Genomic DNA, 17,937 nt, shown 5'->3' on the forward strand with positions numbered 1-17,937 from the left:
ATTTCCACTGGTGCATCTAGCTTGATTTAAGATAGGTTATAAGTTGAGATGATGTTAGGTCCATGAGATTTATGAATACCCACACTCCATGTGCGGAGCATTCGTATGGGCGCCGTTCCCCCGGATTTACAGGGCTTTCTTGATGTCATTCGGGGCACAGGTGAACATGAATTCTTCTGAGGATTGTTTCGCCCGGTTTTTCCCTCATCTTGATAATTAATTTCTACATTTACTCATATTCATATATAGCTATTTTAATTGTATAATGAAGCGCTATTCCCGAAAATAACTGGAATGGCGCTTATTTTATTTCTATCTAAAGTATGGAGCAATGTTTGACGATAAATAAACACATGCAATAGGCTGAGCTATTAACTTTCATGGGCTTTCTTTATTTTTTATTTCACTGCATATAGATGTAGACAAACTTTTGATGATGGATCATTCTCTCTTATACTTTTTATATGATAGCTTATAAGATGTGCAATTGTGTAAAATCTGAAAATCTTTTTTGAAATATTTGCTAGACGAGGCTCTTCATTATAAGTTAATGTAAGGATAAAAGTAATTAAAGATCGGAAATTGGAAAGGGGCGCTACAGAGGATGAATTTGGATAACTGTCCTCGCTGTGGAAAGCTGTTTATTAAGAACGTCAGGGGAATCTGTCAGAACTGTATTAAAGAAATTGAATTTGAATACGAACGCTGTGTCAAACATATACGTGAAAATAAGGGCATTCATATGCATGAGCTTTCAGAGGCTACTGAGGTATCCGTAAAGCAAATCACGACATTTATACGTGAGGGACGTATTTCCATTGCTAATGCGCCCAATATGACGTATCCTTGCGAGGTATGCGGGATACCGATTCGTGAAGGGCATATGTGCGATTCTTGTCGAACACGTCTGACTAAAGACCTGCATCAGGCTGTACGCGAAAGTAGTAATCAGGATCAAAGTAATAATATGGGCTCAGGTACCTACAGCGCGATTGATAAACTTCGTGGAAAGTAGTACAGGGGAATTAAAAACGCATTCAGCTATTCAAAAAGTTTCAAATACCGCCGATAATCTTTATAGAGCTTATCGGTTTTTTTATTTTTAGCAACCATGCACAAAATAAAGAAGTGAGGCATAATACGAACCATGTTCGACGCTATGTCGTCTGATACATTCTGACCATATCAAATAACTAAGGAAGGTGGAAGTTATGAAAATTAACGAGACCAACCGCATCGGAGCTATTAATCCATATCAGCGCAATATTGAAACAGGACGTCAAGAGGAACAAAAGAAATCCCGCCGCAAGGACGAGGTTTCCATTTCTCCGGAAGCAATGGAAATGCTGAACCGCAGCAGTGATGCAGACCGTGTTAAGAAAATTCAGGAGCTTAAGCAGCAAGTAGCTTCTGGTACTTATCGTGTGGATGCCGATAAAATTGCAGAGAAGCTGTTACCTTACTTCAAGCAGTCTTCTGAAAGCTAGGTGAAGGAATATGCCTTTAGATCGATTGATTGATGTGCTGGAGCAGCTTAGAGAGGCTCACGAGCAGTTGATTGCATTAGGAAATCAAAAAAAAGAAGCACTGATATCAAATAAGGTAGATCAGCTCATTCTAGTCATGAACCAGGAATCGAAGATGTCCAGACACATTGAACAGCTGGATGAGCGACGCCTGCAGGCAGCATATGAATTTTTGCAGGAACGTGGTATTAAGTCCAAGCTGAATCTTAATATTACGGAGTTGTCTCGTCTTGTGTTTGATGTAGAAGACAAGCAGCGCCTCCTTCACATTCAAAAAAATCTAGCGGATACGCTTGTAGAATTGAAAAAATTAAATGAGTTGAATCAACAGCTTATACAACAGGCGCTTTCCTATATTGATTTTTCTATTGAGAGTATGTCATATTATGCGGAATCTGAAGCGGTTTATCAGCGTCCAGCTGACAAAAGTACCTCTACTGTACGAGCGGGACTATTTGATACACGCGCCTAATTGAAGGAGGAAAATATGGTCTCAACATTTCATGGTATAGAAACAGCGAAAAGAAGCTTAAACACACAAACGGCAGCACTTAATACAACCGGACACAATATCTCAAATGCCAACACAGCGGGTTACTCCAGACAAGTGGTTAGTATGAAGGCCTCGGACTCTATGGAAGCCTACGGTTTGAATCGTTCCGTTGTACGAGGTCAAATGGGTACAGGGGTTGAATTCACTGCTATTGAGCGCGTCCGTCAGACGTTTTTGGACGATCAGTATCGTAATGAAAGTTCTTCTCAAGGTGGATGGGACATTCGCTATGACACACTGAACAAGCTTGAGACCATTATGAATGAGCCTTCGGATACAGGTATACGTAAGGTCATGGATAATTTCTGGGATGCATGGTCCGATCTGAGCCAAGATCCTCAGGATGTCACGAATCGTAAAATTGTAAAAGAGACTACGCTTGCTCTGACAGATGCGATGAACCAGGCTAGCAAGCAACTGGATGCACTCAGTTCTGATTTGACTAATAACGTTACATTAAAAACATCTGAGATGAATTCGTTATTGCAGTCTATAGCGGACCTGAATGGTAATATTTACAAGTTGGAACAACTTGGGGATAATCCAAATGACTTGCGTGATCAGCGGGATTATGCAGTTGATAAGTTGTCCAAGCTTGCAAATGTGCAGGTAACTCAGCTGGATAACGGTTATCAGGTAACGGTGGCAGGACAGATAGCTGTAGCGGGTACAGAGGTAACTGCTATTACGGCGGCTGGCCTTGAGGCTGCATATCAAGGTGGAACGTTAACTGGTGGCGAAGTGTACGGTATGGTTTTATCCAGAGATAAATATGTAGCAGATTACAAAACTCAGATGGATCAGCTAGCTAATACGCTGGCGAATGGTAACATTGAAATTACTTTACCTGCAGGTACAGTTCTGCCTGAGGGAACGGTACTAAATTCAGGTGTCAACAATGCAGCAGTGACTTACTCGAATGCGAATAACAACAGAACCTTGACCGCGGATTTGAAAGTAACTGTACAAGGGATTAATGGACTCCATCAGTTGGGATACACCCTTAGTGGTACGACACCACAAAAGGGCGGAGCGTTCTTTACCTCCAAAGATGGAGCTGCTATTACAGCAGGTAACATTACGCTGAATAAGGATATTCAAGATGATCCCAATAAAATTGCCAGCTCTTTGCGTGTAGATGGAACGGGAACAGCTAATGAAAAGGTAACTGTAGGTAACAATGCTTTGGCATTGTCTATGGCGAGCCTGAAAAATGTGAAGTTTGGTTTTAATACAACTCAAGCGCAAACTACCACTGTAGATGACTTCTTCAGTGCAATTGTTGGGCAATTAGGTGTCCAAACTCAGGAAGCAGAGCGACAATCGCAGAATGCGCAGCTGTTGACTGAGCAAGTGGACTTGAACCGCCAATCCGTCAGCGGGGTGTCACTGGATGAAGAAATGTCGAACATGATCAAGTTTCAACATGCTTACAGTGCAGCTTCCCGGTTCATGACAACTTTTGATCAACTGTTGGACAAACTGATTAATGGTACAGGCCGCGTAGGTCTCTAGTATAATGAGAAGGTGGAGTAAGCCATGCCAATTCGAGTGACTTCAGGGATGACCAGTATGCAACTGCTCAGTAACCTGAATCGAAATAATAATAATATGGGTAAAATGGAGAATCAGATTTCGACTGGTCGTAAGCTGAATAAGCCTTCAGATGATCCGGTAGGGGTAACTTATGCGCTACGTTACAGAGCCGAGTTAGCTTCTAATGAACAATACAAGACAAACTCAGATGCTGCTGTTAGCTGGTTGGATTTCACTGATACAACCATGCAACAAGCCAGTGATGTAATGAAGCGTCTTAAAGAGTTGACAGTACAGGCTTCAAGTGAAACACTACCTCAATCCGGCTTGGATTCGATTAAGCTAGAAGTTGATCAGTTAAAAGAACAAATGATGAATATTGGTAACAGCCAGCTTCGTGGGAAGTATGTTTTTAATGGACAAAATTATGATCAGATGCCGTATCAGCTATCTGCTACGGTAACAAGTTATGATCAGATCAATCCAGATCAAGCCGCTGTCAGCTATGCAGTTGGAGACCAAGATGCATTTCGGGTAAATACGTCCGGTAGCGATTTTTTTGGGAAATCGACAGATGCTGATAATGTTTTTAAGGTCATGGATGCTATATCTTCTGCACTAAGCAGCGGAAATAGTACAGCAATATCGAGTCAGCTTTCAGGTATTGAGTCCCGCTTTACTAAAATGCAAACAAGTTTGTCTGAAGTGGGTGCACGTACGAATCGAGTTGAACTGATACAATCCCGTTTGGAAGAGCGAAATTTAAATTTGACGACACTTCAAGCTAAAACGGAAGATGCGGATGTTGCTAGTCTGATGATTCAAGCTACATCTGCCCAAACCATTTACGAAGCCGCCCTGAAATCATCAGCTAAAATCATGCAGCCATCCCTGATGGACTTTATGAGCTGATTTTTATCTTTGACATTTATAATTTGAAGCTATGGACGAGTGGTCCGTAGCTTTTTTGTTACTATATATAGGAGGAGTTACTTATGACCCCAGAACAGAAATTAGATGAAGAGAACCAAGATAAAAATACTAGTCTTTATGTGTTTCCGAAAGGAATACCAGGATTTGAACAACTTCGGGAATTTCAACTACAGGAGCATAATGAATTATTTAGTCTTTTCAGTGCAGTAGAGCAGCCAGCTACTATTTTTATTACCGTAAATCCATTTGATTTCTTTGAAGATTATGAATTTGAGTTATCCGATGATGCTCTAGAGGACATTGGGATTATAAGTCAGGAACAGATATCAGTACGATGTATTTGTACATGGAACAGTGATCAATCCAAAACAACAGTTAATTTGCTTGCGCCTTTAATTTTTAACATTGAACAGCAGACGGGAAAGCAAGTTGTTTTGCAAAATACGAACTATACAATTAAGCATCCCTTGTGGAATAAAATAGAGTCCAGCAAAGGCGGTGAATCCTAATGCTGGTATTAACACGTAAAAAGGGTGAATCCATTGTAATTCAGAATGATATCGTTATTACAGTTCTTTCTGTTGAAGGAGATACTGTGAAAATCGGTATTTCTGCCCCTAAGGATATCGATATTTATCGAAAAGAAGTCTTTGATGCTATTCAGCAAAATAACCAAATCGCTGTTATGGATTCGAATGCTATTCATAATGCAATGTTGGAAATGGATAAGAGAAAGTCCTGATTCGCTAATCTTAGAGGTGCACATACATTGAGGAAGGCCGACACAAGTAAAGTGTCGGTCTTTGTTTGACTAGATTTTATGCTTAATTATCTGGAACAATAATTGATATAACCATGTTCTCCACCGTTTATCGTAATATCGAAAATCTCCACTTGGGTGAGTTCGAAAGTTTGATGGGTTAAGAATAGGTGTGGACAGGTCGGACTTGGATAAAGTCATCAATGTATAAAATGTTGGTGTTAAATCGAAATAACCAAGTCGAAAACTACTAAGAAAATATTTCAAAAAAAAGCTGGAATGCTATAAACAATTCTCATCATAGGGTCGATATATATTTTAGAGCGGTAATTCTTCAGGGCGGCCGACCTGTGAAGACGCTTATACCACAAGGACGTGGGAATTAAACCATTTCAGGGAGGAAATATAAAATGATTATCAATCACAACTTACCAGCAGTAAATACACACCGTAACATGCAATTGAACAACTCAGCAGCAAGTAAAAACATGGAAAAATTGTCTTCAGGTCTGCGTATCAACCGTGCAGCTGACGATGCTGCTGGTCTCTCCATTTCCGAAAAAATGCGCGGTCAAATCCGTGGTCTGGAACAAGCACAACGTAACGTTCAAGATGGTATCTCTTTCGCACAAACAGCTGAGGGTGCAATGAACGAAGTATCCTCCATGTTGACTCGTATGAAAGAGCTGAGCGTTCAACAACTCAATGATACTTACAGCGCTGGCGATAAATCCAACATCAAAGCAGAACTTGGTCAATTGGGCGGTCAAATTGATGCAATCCTGTCCAACACTAAATTCAACGGTATTGCGATTTCCGGTGGAAGCGTTAAAATCCAAGCTGATGATAACGCGTTCGTTCTTACTATTAAAGGTATCGATTCCACTGATATCCGTGGTCTTACTTCTGCAGTAAGTTTGTCTGCTACAACTAAAGCAATTGAAAAAGTTGCTAAGCAACGTGCGAACCTGGGTGCTATGCAAAACCGTATGGAATACACTTCCAACAACTTGGGCACAACTGTAGAAAACCTGACAGCTTCCGAATCCCGTATTCGTGATACTGACATGGCAAAAGAAATGGTTACTCTGTCCAAAAACAACATCTTGCTGCAAGCTTCCCAATCTATGCTTTCACAAGCAAACTCCGCGCCACAAGGCGTATTGTCGTTGCTGCGTTAATTTTAAACGACATAAGTTTACAAAAAAAAGATCCTGTGTATTGCAGGATCTTTTTTTTGTTTTTTATTTTAGTTTTTTCATAAATATTTGCACTCATTTACCGATATATAATGTATTGGCATTTCAAATACAGAACGGTTTTATTGTGTCTAATATTATTAATGGAGGTTATTGTATGGACTCGATGATCCCCCCTAGCACTGGGAGTTTGTTGCCGATTCAGCCATCAGCAGTAATACAACGTGAAGCCCCTTCAGATGCCGAAACAAATTATTCTGCTGTACAAGATGCTGTCCAGACAGCCAATAGAAGTGGTACCGCGCAGAAACAGCAGACACATGAGGAAGCAGTTTTGGAGCTACAGAAAGCAATTGATGCTATTCAAGGCCCGCAGAAGACGTTTGAAATATCGGTACATGAAAAGACACATGCAATCATGATAAAAGTGATGAACAAGGAAACGGGAGATTTGATTCGTGAGGTACCTCCTGAGAAAATTCTGGATATAGCGGCTATGATGATGGAAATTTCTGGAATAATTATCGATAAAAAAGTATAGGGGGACATATAATTATGGTAACCAGAATAAGTGGCCTTGCCTCTGGTATGGATATTGATGCAATGGTCAAAAAGTTGATGACTGCTGAACGTGTACCGCTAGATAAGCTGAATCAACAAAAACAACTGATGGAATGGAAACGGGAAAACTATCGTGAGTCCAGTACTAAAGTTGTTTCATTTCTACAAGATAAACTAGGTACATTAAGTCGTACTGCTTCAATGAATCCGCAGAAAGTAACAGTAACGGGAAATAGTGACGCGTTGACTGCAACGGCTTCATCGTCTGCCAGTGGAGTATTGGATATCTCGGTAATAAATCTCGCTACTGCCGCAAAATCTGTCTCAGACAGCTCATGGTCTGAAAAGGCAAGCACTGAGCTTGCATTTGCCGATGGGGCAGCTCGTACGGTTCAGGTTGGTGGGGCCACCATTGATGTGGATGCCAACGAAACGATTGAATCGTTTGTCAAAAAAATTAATGAGAACAGTAAGACAGGAGTAACTGCTCTATACGATGCCAAATCCGGTTTGTCATTAACAAGTAAAACCACCGGTTCCCAAGCATTCAATATTGATTCTCAAATTAGTAGTGAGTTTAAACTGTCTTCAACGAATGGAACTGATGCTCTGCTAAAGGTAAATGGACTTGAAGTCAAAAAATCCTCTAACAATTTTACCATTAATGGTATTGATATTACGCTTAAGACAGCAGGTGGTGCTGCGACAAGAATAGAAGCTACTAAAGATACGGATAAGATCGTCGAAAATATTCAAAGCTTTGTTGATGCTTATAATGATGTTCTTGCTACACTCAACAGCAAGGTTAGTGAGGAGAGATATAAAAAATACGCTCCGCTTACGACGGAACAAAAAGCCGGTATGAGCGATGATGAAGTCAAGCTCTGGACAACCAAGGCCAAGAGTGGCATGCTTAGAAACGATCCTATCCTGCAGGATACATTATCTGAAATGCGTAATGCCATGATTCAAGGTGTAGATATCGGCAGAGTTGATGCAAATGGTAAGAATAAGCCATTAATGATGTCTGAACTTGGGATCACTACAGGGACGTATGATACGAAAGGCAAGCTAATTTTGGATGCAGACAAATTGCGTGCAGCGGTTGAAAAAGATCCAGATATTATCACGAATTTTTTTGGGAAACAGGATCCAAGTACCGCGCTAACCAATAAATACACACAGCAAGATGGTGTTATTGCTAAACTTAAAAAGATTTCGAATACTTCACTGCAAAGAATGGCCGATACAGCCGGTACTTCAAAAGTTAGTAAGGATCTAACTGCTTCATTTCTTTCTACGAGCACAATGGGAGAGCAATTAACGAGTCTGGACCGTCGAATTAGTGACATGACCAGCCGTCTAACGATGATTGAAACTAACTATTACAAAAAATTCACCGCCATGGAAACGGCAATAAGCAAGTATAATAATACATCTTCGAGTCTTACAGGCATGTCGTCATAAAGGAGGTTTTACAATTGATCAATACACCCTATCAGAAATACCGGCAGACTCAAGCACAAACTGCATCCAAGCCTAAACTGCTGATTATGCTGTACGATGGGGCTATTCGTTTCGTTCGTGCGGGGATTGAGGGGATAGAGAATAGGGATAACGAGAAAGCAAATAATAATTTGTGTAAAGCACAAGCTATTGTACACGAGTTGATATCTGCGTTAAATTTTGAGTATCCAATATCCCATGACTTATTGCGGGTGTATGAATATATGCTGCATGAGCTGATCGAGGCGAATGTTCACAAAATAGCCGCTCCGGCACAAGAGGTGCTGGAACATTTGACTGACCTACGGGAAGCTTGGTTGGAAGCCATGAAAATGCCTGGTGTAGTTGGTAGTGTGTAATGGCAGATCCTAATATGCAAGTACTCCTTGAAGAACTGCAACATAGGACAGAAGCAGTGTTATCTAACCTTATGAATTTAAGTGAGGAAGAGTTTGAACAGTTTGCAGATCAAAGGCAGCGCATTGTAGAACAGATGCAGTCCTTTCAGCCGTCGATAACGGAAAATAATAAGCAGAAAATTCGTGATATACTAAGTCATGATTCTGTAATTTTGCAGCGTATGCATGTACTAAAGGATGAGGCTGGCCACTGGATGGAGAAACGCGGAGCCATTCGTGTACAGCAGCATGCATACCAGCAAGCTTATTCTGTAGACAGTTTGTTTATTGATCATCGCAAATAAAAAATGCTTTATGGAGCGTACCCCCTATTCGATTTAGAATGGGGGTATTTTTGTGAAAAGGTTCATTCCATTAAGAGTAAATCCGATATACTAATTAACAAATATTAATGCGAAACGGTGGTATTACCTTGTCTCAACTACAAATAAACCATACAATTCTAGAGCAGAGGTTTCCTCATGTTGCAACCCAAATCAATAGTTTGCCGAATGAAGATTTATCTATACCTTTGTTTACTGAGCCCTTTGAAAGGGACACGGCTTGGCTTAATGCTGTTCAAGGAGCAATTGGAAACGGAAAGATCCTTTTTGTATATGGATTTGAAAGGGGACTCAGCATTGTTGATCTCCTCGAATTGTACCCGAATCACTGGCTGTTTGTATACGAGCCGGATGAGCGGCTTTTTCGGAAGGCTGTGACGGAGTATGACCTCAGTCTTTTGCTGGGGCATTCCAATTTGTACTGGCTATCCGTTGGTGATTCTCAGCTCGATATGATGTTTCATATGCTGAGTAGTTACATGATGGAAGATTTAGTGTTTATTGCGCTGCGTAAGTATCTAACCGATGATATGAGTACGCTACGTGAAGTAAAGGAAAAATTTCAGGAGTACCGCCAGAGCTTTTTGGTAGATAAACATACAGAGAATCGTTTTCGAGAAGAATGGACTCGAAATTTTCTATATCATCTATCTGATGTACTATACACTCCTTCCATTGAGCGGCTTTTTCACGCTTTTGAGGGTGCAACGGTGATTGTTGTATCATCAGGCCCATCTTTACAGGAAGATATCGAATGGCTGAAAAAATTACGTCCTCACGCACTGATTATTTCAGCAGGCTCCAGCATTCAGGCATTAATAAAGCATGGAATACATCCTCACCTTGCTGTAATAATGGATGGCCATTCAGTCAATAAGAAAATCTTTGCTTCCTCTGAAACGAGAGAGCAGCCTTTACTATTCACATCTTCTTCCTATTATGAAATCTCTGATCAGAACTGTGCAGGGAAAATCCATAGTATTATGAAAAGTGATGCTGTATCACAATATTTCTTTGGACTCAGTAAGGAGGAGCTCTTTATATCCCCTACAGAAACGGTTGCAGGAACGGCTATTCAAGCAGCGGCATATCTAGGGGCTAAACGGATCATACTTGCAGGTCAGGATCTGTCGTTCCCTGATAACAAATTCTACGCAGATGGAATTGAACATTTTGCAGCCGAAACTACAGATAAGATAGTGCAGGAAGCACCTAAAAAAGTGCTAAATGTAAAGGGGACATACAATACCACAGACGAAAGTTTCTCCCTGATGAAGGATGGAGTCGAAAATCTGATTAAGGCACTTCCAAGGATTGAATTTATCAATTCAACTCGCAATGGTGCAGTGATTGAGGGAGCCCCATACGAACCGATGGAAGAGATGTATAAATTGTTAGCACCAGAATCTGTTGATCATGATGCAATTGCCGATTTGATAAACAAAATAAATATTGCTGCTGATATGAATAAGGTGCAGGATGTCAGAGATAAGCTGATAGCGACACTCGGAGATCTTTCCAATGTACGTTCTGAGATTGCAGCAATTCATAAGCTGATGAAAAAAATACGCGAATTTAGCCGGACTAAACCAGCCAAGGCTCAAAGTATGGTGGAATCCATAGAGCAGATGTGGGGATTAATTGCCAACAGGGAATGGTTCTCGCCTATATTTGAGTCCATTATGCCTATCGAAATTGCGCGTTTTGATCAGGTGCTCCCTGTGATTGTGACAGAACATCAGTTGACTCGTAAGTCTGATCTAATCTATGAGCATCTAGGTAAGCTGCTACAGGATATCACAGCACAAATCCCAATACTTGAAGAAATGTTTTCGGAATCGATTCGCCGTTTAGATAAAAAAACAGATAGCGATGCAGTGATCGATAAAGATATATAAATTAATCGTTTTACACTCCGGAGGTCATTATGTTTACCAACAAGATTGTACTGGTTACGGGCGGCACAGGTTCGATTGGAAGCGAAATTGTACGTAATATTTTATCGTATAACCCTAAAGCCTTACGGATTTTTAGCAGGGATGAGAGCAAGCAGTTTGATCTGCAGCAGGAATTAAAAGAATATACGAATATCCGCTATCTGATCGGTGATATCAGGGACAAGCAAAGATTGAGTTATGCTATGGAGGATGTGGATTATATTTTTCATGCTGCTGCTCTCAAACATGTGCCTGCATGTGAGTATAACCCTATGGAAGCAGTGAAAACGAATGTTATTGGCGTACAAAATCTGATAGAGACGGCTATTGAGCATAATGTAGAAAAAGTAGTAGCCATCAGCACAGATAAAGTGGTAAATCCAACGAATACGATGGGAGCTACGAAGCTGCTATCAGAACGTTTAATTTCTGCCGCCAACTTGTATAAAGGGAGCAAACGTACCATCTTTTCTTGTGTCCGCTTTGGAAATGTTATGGGATCCAGGGGCTCTGTTATTCCTTTATTCCGTGACCAGATTGCTAAAGGGGTACCGGTGACGGTCACACATGCAGAGATGACTCGGTTTATGATGTCTATTCCTCAAGCCGCTCAATTGGTCATAGATGCGGCGCACTATTCGCAAGGCGGAGAAGTATTTGTACTAAAAATGCCGATTCTCAAAATTACGGATTTGGCCCAATGCTTGGTTGATTCGTATGAAGAGGCAGTCGGTAAACCCTATCGTGGAGAAATCATTGAGACCGGAATACGGCCGGGTGAGAAGCTATATGAGGAACTCATGACGCTTGAGGAATCGGAAAGAGCATTGGAGAATGGACAGATGTATATCATTCCTTCGTTATTTCATACCGCAGAGCAGGATTATGAAGGTTTTAAAAAGGCTATTCGTCAAGAATATTCTTCGATGACTGCACCACAGATTTTCCCGAAAGCCATTCGGGAGCTTATTGAACTGAACGGATTGGGCTTCACAAAAGGTATTGTATGATGAGCAAACACAAATGTTTGGCGATTATTCCTGCGCGGGGTGGATCAAAAGGTTTACCCGGTAAAAACATAAGATTGTTACATGATAAACCGCTCATTCAATATAGCATTGAAGCTGCACTAAATAGTGGTTGTGTGGACGAAGTTGTAGTTTCAACGGATTGTAAAGAGATTGCTCGTGTGTCGGGCCAAGCCGGAGCGGCTGTTCCGTTTATAAGGCCCGATGAACTGGCTACCGATGAGGCCAAAAGCATTGATGTATTGAAGCATGCAGTTGAATTTTATGAGCAGACGCAAAATCAATTTTTTGATGTTATTATGCTGCTACAGCCCACATCTCCACTGCGAAATGCTATGGACATTAAAGAAGCATATAAAATATTTTTAGATCATCAGGCTGATTCACTTCAAAGTGTCACTTTGTCTGGAGTGCAACCCTATTTACTAAGGGAAATGGATAACGGACGGCTTACGCCCTACCTGAAAGGTGAAAGGGAGCATTTGAGGAGACAAGATCTCAAAGAACTACATGCTTTAAATGGAGCCATCTATATCGTGAAAAGAGATCTGTTGATAAATGGTGACACTCTGATTGGTCCTAATAATTGTGGCTACATTATGCCTAAAGAAAGATCTGTTGACATAGATGACGAGTTTGATTTAAAAATGGCAGAGCTTTTTTGGAGACAATCCAATCACAAGGAATCCTTGCAGTAGGAGGGAGGAATATAACATGAAAAACCTCTTATCAAATAATGAAAACCACCCTATCTATATTATCGCGGAGGTAGGAGTCAATCATAATGGATCATTGGAGCTGGCATTCGAGTGTATTGACCAAGCGATTTTATGTGGTGCAGATGCGGTGAAATTCCAAACCTTTAAAAGCGAAAAGCTGGTAACCAAGTATGCCCAGAAGGCTAATTACCAGACGGAAAATACCAATTCAGCTGAAAGCCAACTAGATATGTTAAAACAGCTGGAATTGAGCTTTGAGGATTTTGTTCTATTGAAAAAGTACTGTGAGGATAAAGGGATAGATTTCCTTTCCACACCCTTTGATGAAGAAAGTGCTGAGTTTCTGAATTCAATTCATATTGACGCATTCAAGGTTGGATCAGGAGATATGAACAATATCCCCTTTCTTCAGAAACTTGATAGCTATGGGCGTCCGATTATTCTATCGACCGGGATGTCTAATTTGGATGAAATTGGAGAATCGTTACAAGCATTTAAAAAAAGTGAAGTACTATTGCTACACTGTACTTCCGACTATCCGGCACCTTTGGAAGATGTAAATCTGCTGGCCATGAAGACAATATCTACAGCTTTTAATAAGGTCACAGGTTACTCAGATCATACGGCTGGGATTGAGATCGCTATAGCGGCTTCAGCACTGGGAGCTAGAATTATTGAAAAGCATTTTACATTGGATCGAAATCTTCCAGGTCCTGACCATAAGGCTTCACTGGAGCCTGCTGATTTCTCAAAAATGGTTCTCGCGATTCGTAATGTGGAGCAGGCCCTAGGGGATGGTGTTAAAAGGTGTATGCCTTCTGAGGAAAGCACAAGAGCTGTTGCAAGAAAAAGTATTGTGGTGGCAACATCTAAAAAAACAGGCCAGTTGCTAACACTAGAAGATCTAGTTATCAAGCGTCCGGGCACTGGAATAGAGCCTAAATATTTTGATGACTTGGTTGGTAAGCAGCTTTTAAAGGATGTACATGAAGACTATTTGTTATCATGGGATGATGTGCAATGAAAAAAGTATTGGTGATTACCGGAACACGAGCTGATTATGGGATATATTACCCGGTTTTGCGGGCTCTTGAGGAAGAACATGCTCTGGAGCTCCACCTGTTGGTTACAGGCATGCATTTGTCTCCACAGCATGGGTATACATTGGACGCTATCCAAAAGGACGGATTTCGTGTATCTGCTAAGGTAGACTGTCTGCTGCAGGGATCTACCCATGCTAATATGTCTCGCTCTATTGGAATAGCAATCATGGGCATGACACAAGCCGTAGAAGCTTTGGAACCAGATTTCGTTGTTGTATTAGGAGATCGGGGAGAAATGCTTGCAGCTGCGATTGTATCCTCTCACATGAACATTCCGCTTGTTCATTTGCATGGTGGAGAAGTATCCGGCACGATTGATGAGTCTGTTCGGCATGCGATTAGCAAGTTGGCCCACATTCACTTTGTGGCTACAAATGGAAGCAGAGAGCGCCTAATCAGGCTTGGCGAGGAACCTTGGAGAATTCATGTAGTCGGAGCTCCGAGAATTGAAACGATGATGAACACTTCCCTGCCTGAGCTAGAGATGACGAAACGTAAATACGATCTGAATATAGATAACGATTATGTGCTGTTTGCTTATCATCCTGTCACCACGGAAGAAGCGGATATGCACATCCTTGGTAAGATGATGGAAGTTCTCTTGGCTGGGGAGAATGAGGTAATTTGTGTGATGCCTAATTCGGATGCTGGAGCTGATGCGATTGTTGATGTATATAATCGTTTTGCTGCAAGAAAAGGGATGCACCTTGTAACCAGTTTTGAGCAACTTGATTATCTGACGATGTTGAAAAATGCAAAAATATTAATTGGAAATTCTTCATCGGGGATTATTGAGGCTGCCTCCTTTCATGTTCCAGTCATTAATATCGGAACTCGCCAGACAGGCAGAGAGCGTTCTGTGAACACAATAGATATTTCAGCTGACGAGCTCGAATTGACTTCTGCAATAGAGTACGCAATGTCTGAGCCTTTCCAACAAATTGTTAAAGCAGCCGACAATATTTACAGTAGAGATAACACCAGCTCTCGCATCGTAGATATATTGAACCGAACATCCAAGTCAGAGCAGCTTATTCAAAAGACAATTACCTATTAAGGAGGATCGGCCTTGAGCTATATTGTTTTTGGAGCAGGAGGGCATGCCAAGGTTATCGTGGATATTTTACGGTCCTGTGGTGAAGAAGTCATAGGAATTCTGGATGACCATTGTAAAGAAGAAGCATGGAACGGATTGCCGATCTTGGGGGGCCGTAATCAGATTGCTCAACTATTATCTCTGTATCCAGAGGCGCTGTTCGTTGTGGCAATCGGAGATAATACAACCAGAAGGAAGATTGTAAGTCAATTAAAAGTTGCTTCAGTCCAATTTGGTACTGCTGTTCATCCAAGCGCTGTAGTCGCACCCAGCGCATTCATTGGGGAGGGGACGGTTGTCATGCCTAATGCTGTAATTAACGCTGATGCGTATGTTGGAGAGCATGTCATTGTTAATACGGCGGCTACTATAGATCATGATTGCCGAATAGAAGACTTCGTGCATATTTCCCCAGGTGTACATATGGCAGGTGGAGTTCAGATCGGATACTGTGCTCATATCGGAATAGGTGCAAGTCTTATACCTGGTGTTCGTGTAGGGTGCGATACCATCGTTGGTGCTGCTTCTTGTGTCATCCGCGATTTGCCAGAAAACGTTATAGCTGTGGGTTGTCCGGCCAAAGTAATAAAAAACCTATAAGGATAAGGGATGAAACAAAATGTCCAATCGAGATAGAATTTATTTATCTTCACCGCATATGGGCGGGCTTGAACAGCAATATATCGCAGAGGCCTTTGAAACGAATTGGATTGCTCCACTAGGTAAAAATGTAGACGCTTTTGAATCAGAGGTGGCAAATTACTTAGGATGTGGAGGCGCAGTTGCCCTAAGTTCTGGAACAGCAGCAATTCACTTGTCTTTGATATTGCTTGGTGTGGAAAAGGATGATATTGTTTTTTGTTCTTCTCTTACCTTTGTTGCCAGTGCTAATCCGATCTTATATCAAGGTGCAATTCCTGTCTTTATCGATTCGGAACCAGACAGCTGGAATATGTCCCCTGAGGCACTAGAGCGAGCATTCAAGACTTATGCAGATAAGGGAAAGAAACCTAAAGCTGTAGTTATAGTCAATTTGTATGGGCAGAGTGCAGACTACGATCGGTTGAAAAAAATATGTGATTATTACGAGGTGCCAATTGTAGAAGATGCTGCGGAATCACTCGGAGCAACTTACGGCAAGCAAATGAGTGGAACGCTTGGGAAATTCGGCATTCTTTCATTTAATGGAAATAAAATTATTACTACTTCAGGTGGGGGCATGCTGGTTTCAGATGATTTAGAAGCACTAAGTAGAGCGCGACATTACGCAACTCAGGCGAGGGAAAAGGCGATACATTATCAGCATGAGGATGTAGGCTTCAATTATCGTCTCAGTAATGTCCTAGCTGGTATAGGGAGAGGGCAGCTTCGTGTGTTGGACGAACGCATTCAACAGAAACGAGAAATTTTTGAAAAGTATAGCTATGAGCTATCAGGAATTGATGGAATACAATTTATGCCGGAAAAGAGTTTTGGTAAGTCTACTCGATGGTTGACAACAATGATAATAGACCCTGAAATTATTGGTACAAGCGTTAGTGATTTAATAGGTTATTTAGGAAAAGATAATATTGAATCTCGACCAGTATGGAAGCCGCTTCATCTGCAACCACTCTTTAAAGATGCCGTGTATTATGCTCATGAAGGTGGCTTGGATATTAGCAAAATATTATTTGAAAAAGGAGTTTGTTTGCCCTCTGGAACAAATATGTCGGTGGATGAGCAGAGTTTTGTTATTAATCAAATGAAGGCCTTTTTTCGATGAATATAATATTGAACTCAATTAGCACAGCTATGTTTTGCATAAAAAGAGCATTTATTCAGTCATTATGTTTATGATGCTTATTTCGGGAGAGGTGTAGAATTTGATTGATAAAGCAAAGGTAGTTATTTTTGGTGCAGGTGATGGAGGACTTCGTGTTCATTATCTATTAAGTGATGAATTCGAGGTTATCGCATTTGCAGACAATGATGGATCTAAACAAGGCTCGAAATTTTTGTCCAAACCGGTCGTTGCTCCTAATGAAATTTGTAAGCTTGTATTCGATTATGTAATTATAGCGAATATTCATGGAGAATCAGTGTACAAACAGCTAACTGAAGAGTTGTCGATTGAAAAGGAAAAAATTATTGACTATTTTATGAGTTTGAAATTTGATACTAGGCTGGCTCTATTACGGCAAATTGCTGATGAAATAAATGAGTGCGGAGTAAAGGGAAGTGTAGCAGAGCTCGGTGTGTTTAAGGGGGAATTTTCTAAGTATATTAACCGGGTTTTTCCTGATCGTCAACTATATTTATTTGATACCTTTAGCGGTTTTGACCAGAAGGATATTGATAACGAAAATAAAGGTGATTTTTCGAACTCGGTTGCAGGAGAATTTTGCAATTCGGATGTGGACTTAGTACTGAATAAAATGATGTATAAAGAAAATTGTATTGTGAAAAAAGGGTATTTTCCAGAATCAGCAAGTGACGTGAATGAAACTTTTGCATTTGTTAGTTTGGATGTTGATTTGTATCAGCCTATTCTCGAAGGATTAAAATTTTTCTATCCTAAGATGTCAGATGGGGGATATATTATAATCCATGACTACAACAGTACTCGATTTCATGGTGTAAAACAGGCGGTTAGAGAGTATTGTAGAGAACATGGTGTTAAGTACACTCCTATAAGTGACTTATGTGGTAGTGTCGCCATTATGAAGTAAGTTGAACCTTGATTTATGGGGGAGAAA

General features: G+C 40.8%; 20 protein-coding genes. All 20 read left to right on the forward strand.

Annotated elements, in window-relative coordinates:
• Window positions 1-604: 604 nt before the first annotated feature.
• The 20 genes from MKX59_RS03115 (at window position 605) to MKX59_RS03210 (ending at window position 17,910) form a co-directional block, all read left to right on the forward strand.
• The gene (locus MKX59_RS03115; RefSeq protein ID WP_023990675.1) at window positions 605-1,015 is read left to right on the forward strand and encodes a TIGR03826 family flagellar region protein; all 411 of its coding nucleotides are present in this window, start codon (window positions 605-607) and stop codon (window positions 1,013-1,015) included.
• Between the two features lie 196 nt (window positions 1,016-1,211).
• Window positions 1,212-1,487: a flagellar biosynthesis anti-sigma factor FlgM gene (flgM, locus tag MKX59_RS03120; RefSeq protein WP_013312286.1), complete on the forward strand. Its 276-nt coding sequence runs from the start codon at window positions 1,212-1,214 to the stop codon at window positions 1,485-1,487.
• Between the two features lie 10 nt (window positions 1,488-1,497).
• Window positions 1,498-1,998, forward strand: a complete 501-nt coding sequence (locus tag MKX59_RS03125; protein ID WP_068938901.1) for a flagellar protein FlgN — start codon at window positions 1,498-1,500, stop codon at window positions 1,996-1,998.
• Between the two features lie 15 nt (window positions 1,999-2,013).
• Window positions 2,014-3,594, forward strand: a complete 1,581-nt coding sequence (gene flgK / locus MKX59_RS03130; RefSeq protein ID WP_071558139.1) for a flagellar hook-associated protein FlgK — start codon at window positions 2,014-2,016, stop codon at window positions 3,592-3,594.
• Window positions 3,595-3,618: 24 nt separating this feature from the next.
• On the forward strand, window positions 3,619-4,527 hold the full coding sequence (gene flgL / locus MKX59_RS03135; protein ID WP_053326246.1) for a flagellar hook-associated protein FlgL: 909 nt from the start codon (window positions 3,619-3,621) through the stop codon (window positions 4,525-4,527).
• Between the two features lie 83 nt (window positions 4,528-4,610).
• Window positions 4,611-5,057 carry a flagellar assembly protein FliW gene (locus tag MKX59_RS03140; RefSeq protein ID WP_053326245.1) on the forward strand — a complete coding sequence of 149 codons (447 nt, stop codon included), beginning with the start codon at window positions 4,611-4,613 and terminating at the stop codon, window positions 5,055-5,057.
• On the forward strand, window positions 5,057-5,290 hold the full coding sequence (gene csrA / locus MKX59_RS03145; RefSeq protein ID WP_053326244.1) for a carbon storage regulator CsrA: 234 nt from the start codon (window positions 5,057-5,059) through the stop codon (window positions 5,288-5,290). Before MKX59_RS03140 ends, csrA begins: the two co-directional genes overlap by 1 nt.
• Before the next feature lie 428 nt (window positions 5,291-5,718).
• Complete coding sequence (locus MKX59_RS03150) at window positions 5,719-6,489, forward strand: flagellin N-terminal helical domain-containing protein (protein WP_053326243.1); 771 nt, start codon at window positions 5,719-5,721, stop codon at window positions 6,487-6,489.
• 175 nt (window positions 6,490-6,664) lie between these two features.
• Window positions 6,665-7,048: a flagellar protein FlaG gene (locus MKX59_RS03155; protein ID WP_053326242.1), complete on the forward strand. Its 384-nt coding sequence runs from the start codon at window positions 6,665-6,667 to the stop codon at window positions 7,046-7,048.
• A gap of 14 nt (window positions 7,049-7,062) precedes the next feature.
• Window positions 7,063-8,535 carry a flagellar filament capping protein FliD gene (gene fliD / locus MKX59_RS03160; protein ID WP_053326241.1) on the forward strand — a complete coding sequence of 491 codons (1,473 nt, stop codon included), beginning with the start codon at window positions 7,063-7,065 and terminating at the stop codon, window positions 8,533-8,535.
• A 14-nt stretch (window positions 8,536-8,549) separates the two neighbouring features.
• Window positions 8,550-8,933, forward strand: coding sequence for a flagellar export chaperone FliS (gene fliS, locus MKX59_RS03165; protein WP_053326240.1), 384 nt, complete (start codon window positions 8,550-8,552; stop codon window positions 8,931-8,933).
• Complete coding sequence (locus tag MKX59_RS03170; protein WP_053326239.1) at window positions 8,933-9,277, forward strand: hypothetical protein; 345 nt, start codon at window positions 8,933-8,935, stop codon at window positions 9,275-9,277. The genes fliS and MKX59_RS03170 overlap by 1 nt, the downstream gene beginning before the upstream one ends.
• 128 nt (window positions 9,278-9,405) lie before the next feature.
• Window positions 9,406-11,214, forward strand: coding sequence for a motility associated factor glycosyltransferase family protein (locus MKX59_RS03175; RefSeq protein ID WP_179085435.1), 1,809 nt, complete (start codon window positions 9,406-9,408; stop codon window positions 11,212-11,214).
• A gap of 29 nt (window positions 11,215-11,243) precedes the next feature.
• Window positions 11,244-12,263: a UDP-N-acetylglucosamine 4,6-dehydratase family protein gene (locus MKX59_RS03180; RefSeq protein WP_053326238.1), complete on the forward strand. Its 1,020-nt coding sequence runs from the start codon at window positions 11,244-11,246 to the stop codon at window positions 12,261-12,263.
• Entirely contained in the window at window positions 12,260-12,979 is a 720-nt protein-coding gene (locus tag MKX59_RS03185) for an acylneuraminate cytidylyltransferase family protein (protein WP_226887714.1), read from the forward strand. The genes MKX59_RS03180 and MKX59_RS03185 overlap by 4 nt, the downstream gene beginning before the upstream one ends.
• 16 nt (window positions 12,980-12,995) lie before the next feature.
• Window positions 12,996-14,024: an N-acetylneuraminate synthase gene (gene neuB / locus MKX59_RS03190; RefSeq protein WP_053326236.1), complete on the forward strand. Its 1,029-nt coding sequence runs from the start codon at window positions 12,996-12,998 to the stop codon at window positions 14,022-14,024.
• Window positions 14,021-15,160 carry a UDP-N-acetylglucosamine 2-epimerase gene (gene neuC, locus MKX59_RS03195; RefSeq protein ID WP_053326235.1) on the forward strand — a complete coding sequence of 380 codons (1,140 nt, stop codon included), beginning with the start codon at window positions 14,021-14,023 and terminating at the stop codon, window positions 15,158-15,160. Before neuB ends, neuC begins: the two co-directional genes overlap by 4 nt.
• Window positions 15,161-15,172: 12 nt before the next feature.
• Window positions 15,173-15,799 carry an acetyltransferase gene (locus tag MKX59_RS03200; protein WP_053326234.1) on the forward strand — a complete coding sequence of 209 codons (627 nt, stop codon included), beginning with the start codon at window positions 15,173-15,175 and terminating at the stop codon, window positions 15,797-15,799.
• Window positions 15,800-15,818: 19 nt separating this feature from the next.
• On the forward strand, window positions 15,819-16,964 hold the full coding sequence (locus MKX59_RS03205; RefSeq protein ID WP_028542142.1) for a DegT/DnrJ/EryC1/StrS family aminotransferase: 1,146 nt from the start codon (window positions 15,819-15,821) through the stop codon (window positions 16,962-16,964).
• 100 nt (window positions 16,965-17,064) lie between these two features.
• A complete protein-coding gene (locus MKX59_RS03210; RefSeq protein ID WP_053326232.1) occupies window positions 17,065-17,910 on the forward strand; it encodes a TylF/MycF/NovP-related O-methyltransferase in 846 nt (281 codons plus the stop codon).
• Window positions 17,911-17,937: the final 27 nt, after the last annotated feature.

Source organism: Paenibacillus sp. FSL R7-0340 (assembly GCF_038002205.1).
Lineage (GTDB): Bacteria > Bacillota > Bacilli > Paenibacillales > Paenibacillaceae > Paenibacillus > Paenibacillus polymyxa_B.

Excerpts from the sequence above, each read along its gene's own strand:
- MKX59_RS03125 (WP_068938901.1), top strand. The coding sequence starts at position 1,498 with ATGCCTTTAGATCGATTGATTGATGTGCTGGAGCAGCTTAGAGAGGCT.
- flgL (WP_053326246.1), top strand. The coding sequence starts at position 3,619 with ATGCCAATTCGAGTGACTTCAGGGATGACCAGTATGCAACTGCTCAGT.
- MKX59_RS03185 (WP_226887714.1), top strand. The coding sequence starts at position 12,260 with ATGATGAGCAAACACAAATGTTTGGCGATTATTCCTGCGCGGGGTGGA.
- MKX59_RS03150 (WP_053326243.1), top strand. The coding sequence starts at position 5,719 with ATGATTATCAATCACAACTTACCAGCAGTAAATACACACCGTAACATG.
- csrA (WP_053326244.1), top strand. The coding sequence starts at position 5,057 with ATGCTGGTATTAACACGTAAAAAGGGTGAATCCATTGTAATTCAGAAT.
- neuB (WP_053326236.1), top strand. The coding sequence starts at position 12,996 with ATGAAAAACCTCTTATCAAATAATGAAAACCACCCTATCTATATTATC.
- fliD (WP_053326241.1), top strand. The coding sequence starts at position 7,063 with ATGGTAACCAGAATAAGTGGCCTTGCCTCTGGTATGGATATTGATGCA.
- MKX59_RS03140 (WP_053326245.1), top strand. The coding sequence starts at position 4,611 with ATGACCCCAGAACAGAAATTAGATGAAGAGAACCAAGATAAAAATACT.
- flgK (WP_071558139.1), top strand. The coding sequence starts at position 2,014 with ATGGTCTCAACATTTCATGGTATAGAAACAGCGAAAAGAAGCTTAAAC.
- MKX59_RS03205 (WP_028542142.1), top strand. The coding sequence starts at position 15,819 with ATGTCCAATCGAGATAGAATTTATTTATCTTCACCGCATATGGGCGGG.
- MKX59_RS03180 (WP_053326238.1), top strand. The coding sequence starts at position 11,244 with ATGTTTACCAACAAGATTGTACTGGTTACGGGCGGCACAGGTTCGATT.
- flgM (WP_013312286.1), top strand. The coding sequence starts at position 1,212 with ATGAAAATTAACGAGACCAACCGCATCGGAGCTATTAATCCATATCAG.
- MKX59_RS03155 (WP_053326242.1), top strand. The coding sequence starts at position 6,665 with ATGGACTCGATGATCCCCCCTAGCACTGGGAGTTTGTTGCCGATTCAG.
- neuC (WP_053326235.1), top strand. The coding sequence starts at position 14,021 with ATGAAAAAAGTATTGGTGATTACCGGAACACGAGCTGATTATGGGATA.
- MKX59_RS03170 (WP_053326239.1), top strand. The coding sequence starts at position 8,933 with ATGGCAGATCCTAATATGCAAGTACTCCTTGAAGAACTGCAACATAGG.
- MKX59_RS03115 (WP_023990675.1), top strand. The coding sequence starts at position 605 with ATGAATTTGGATAACTGTCCTCGCTGTGGAAAGCTGTTTATTAAGAAC.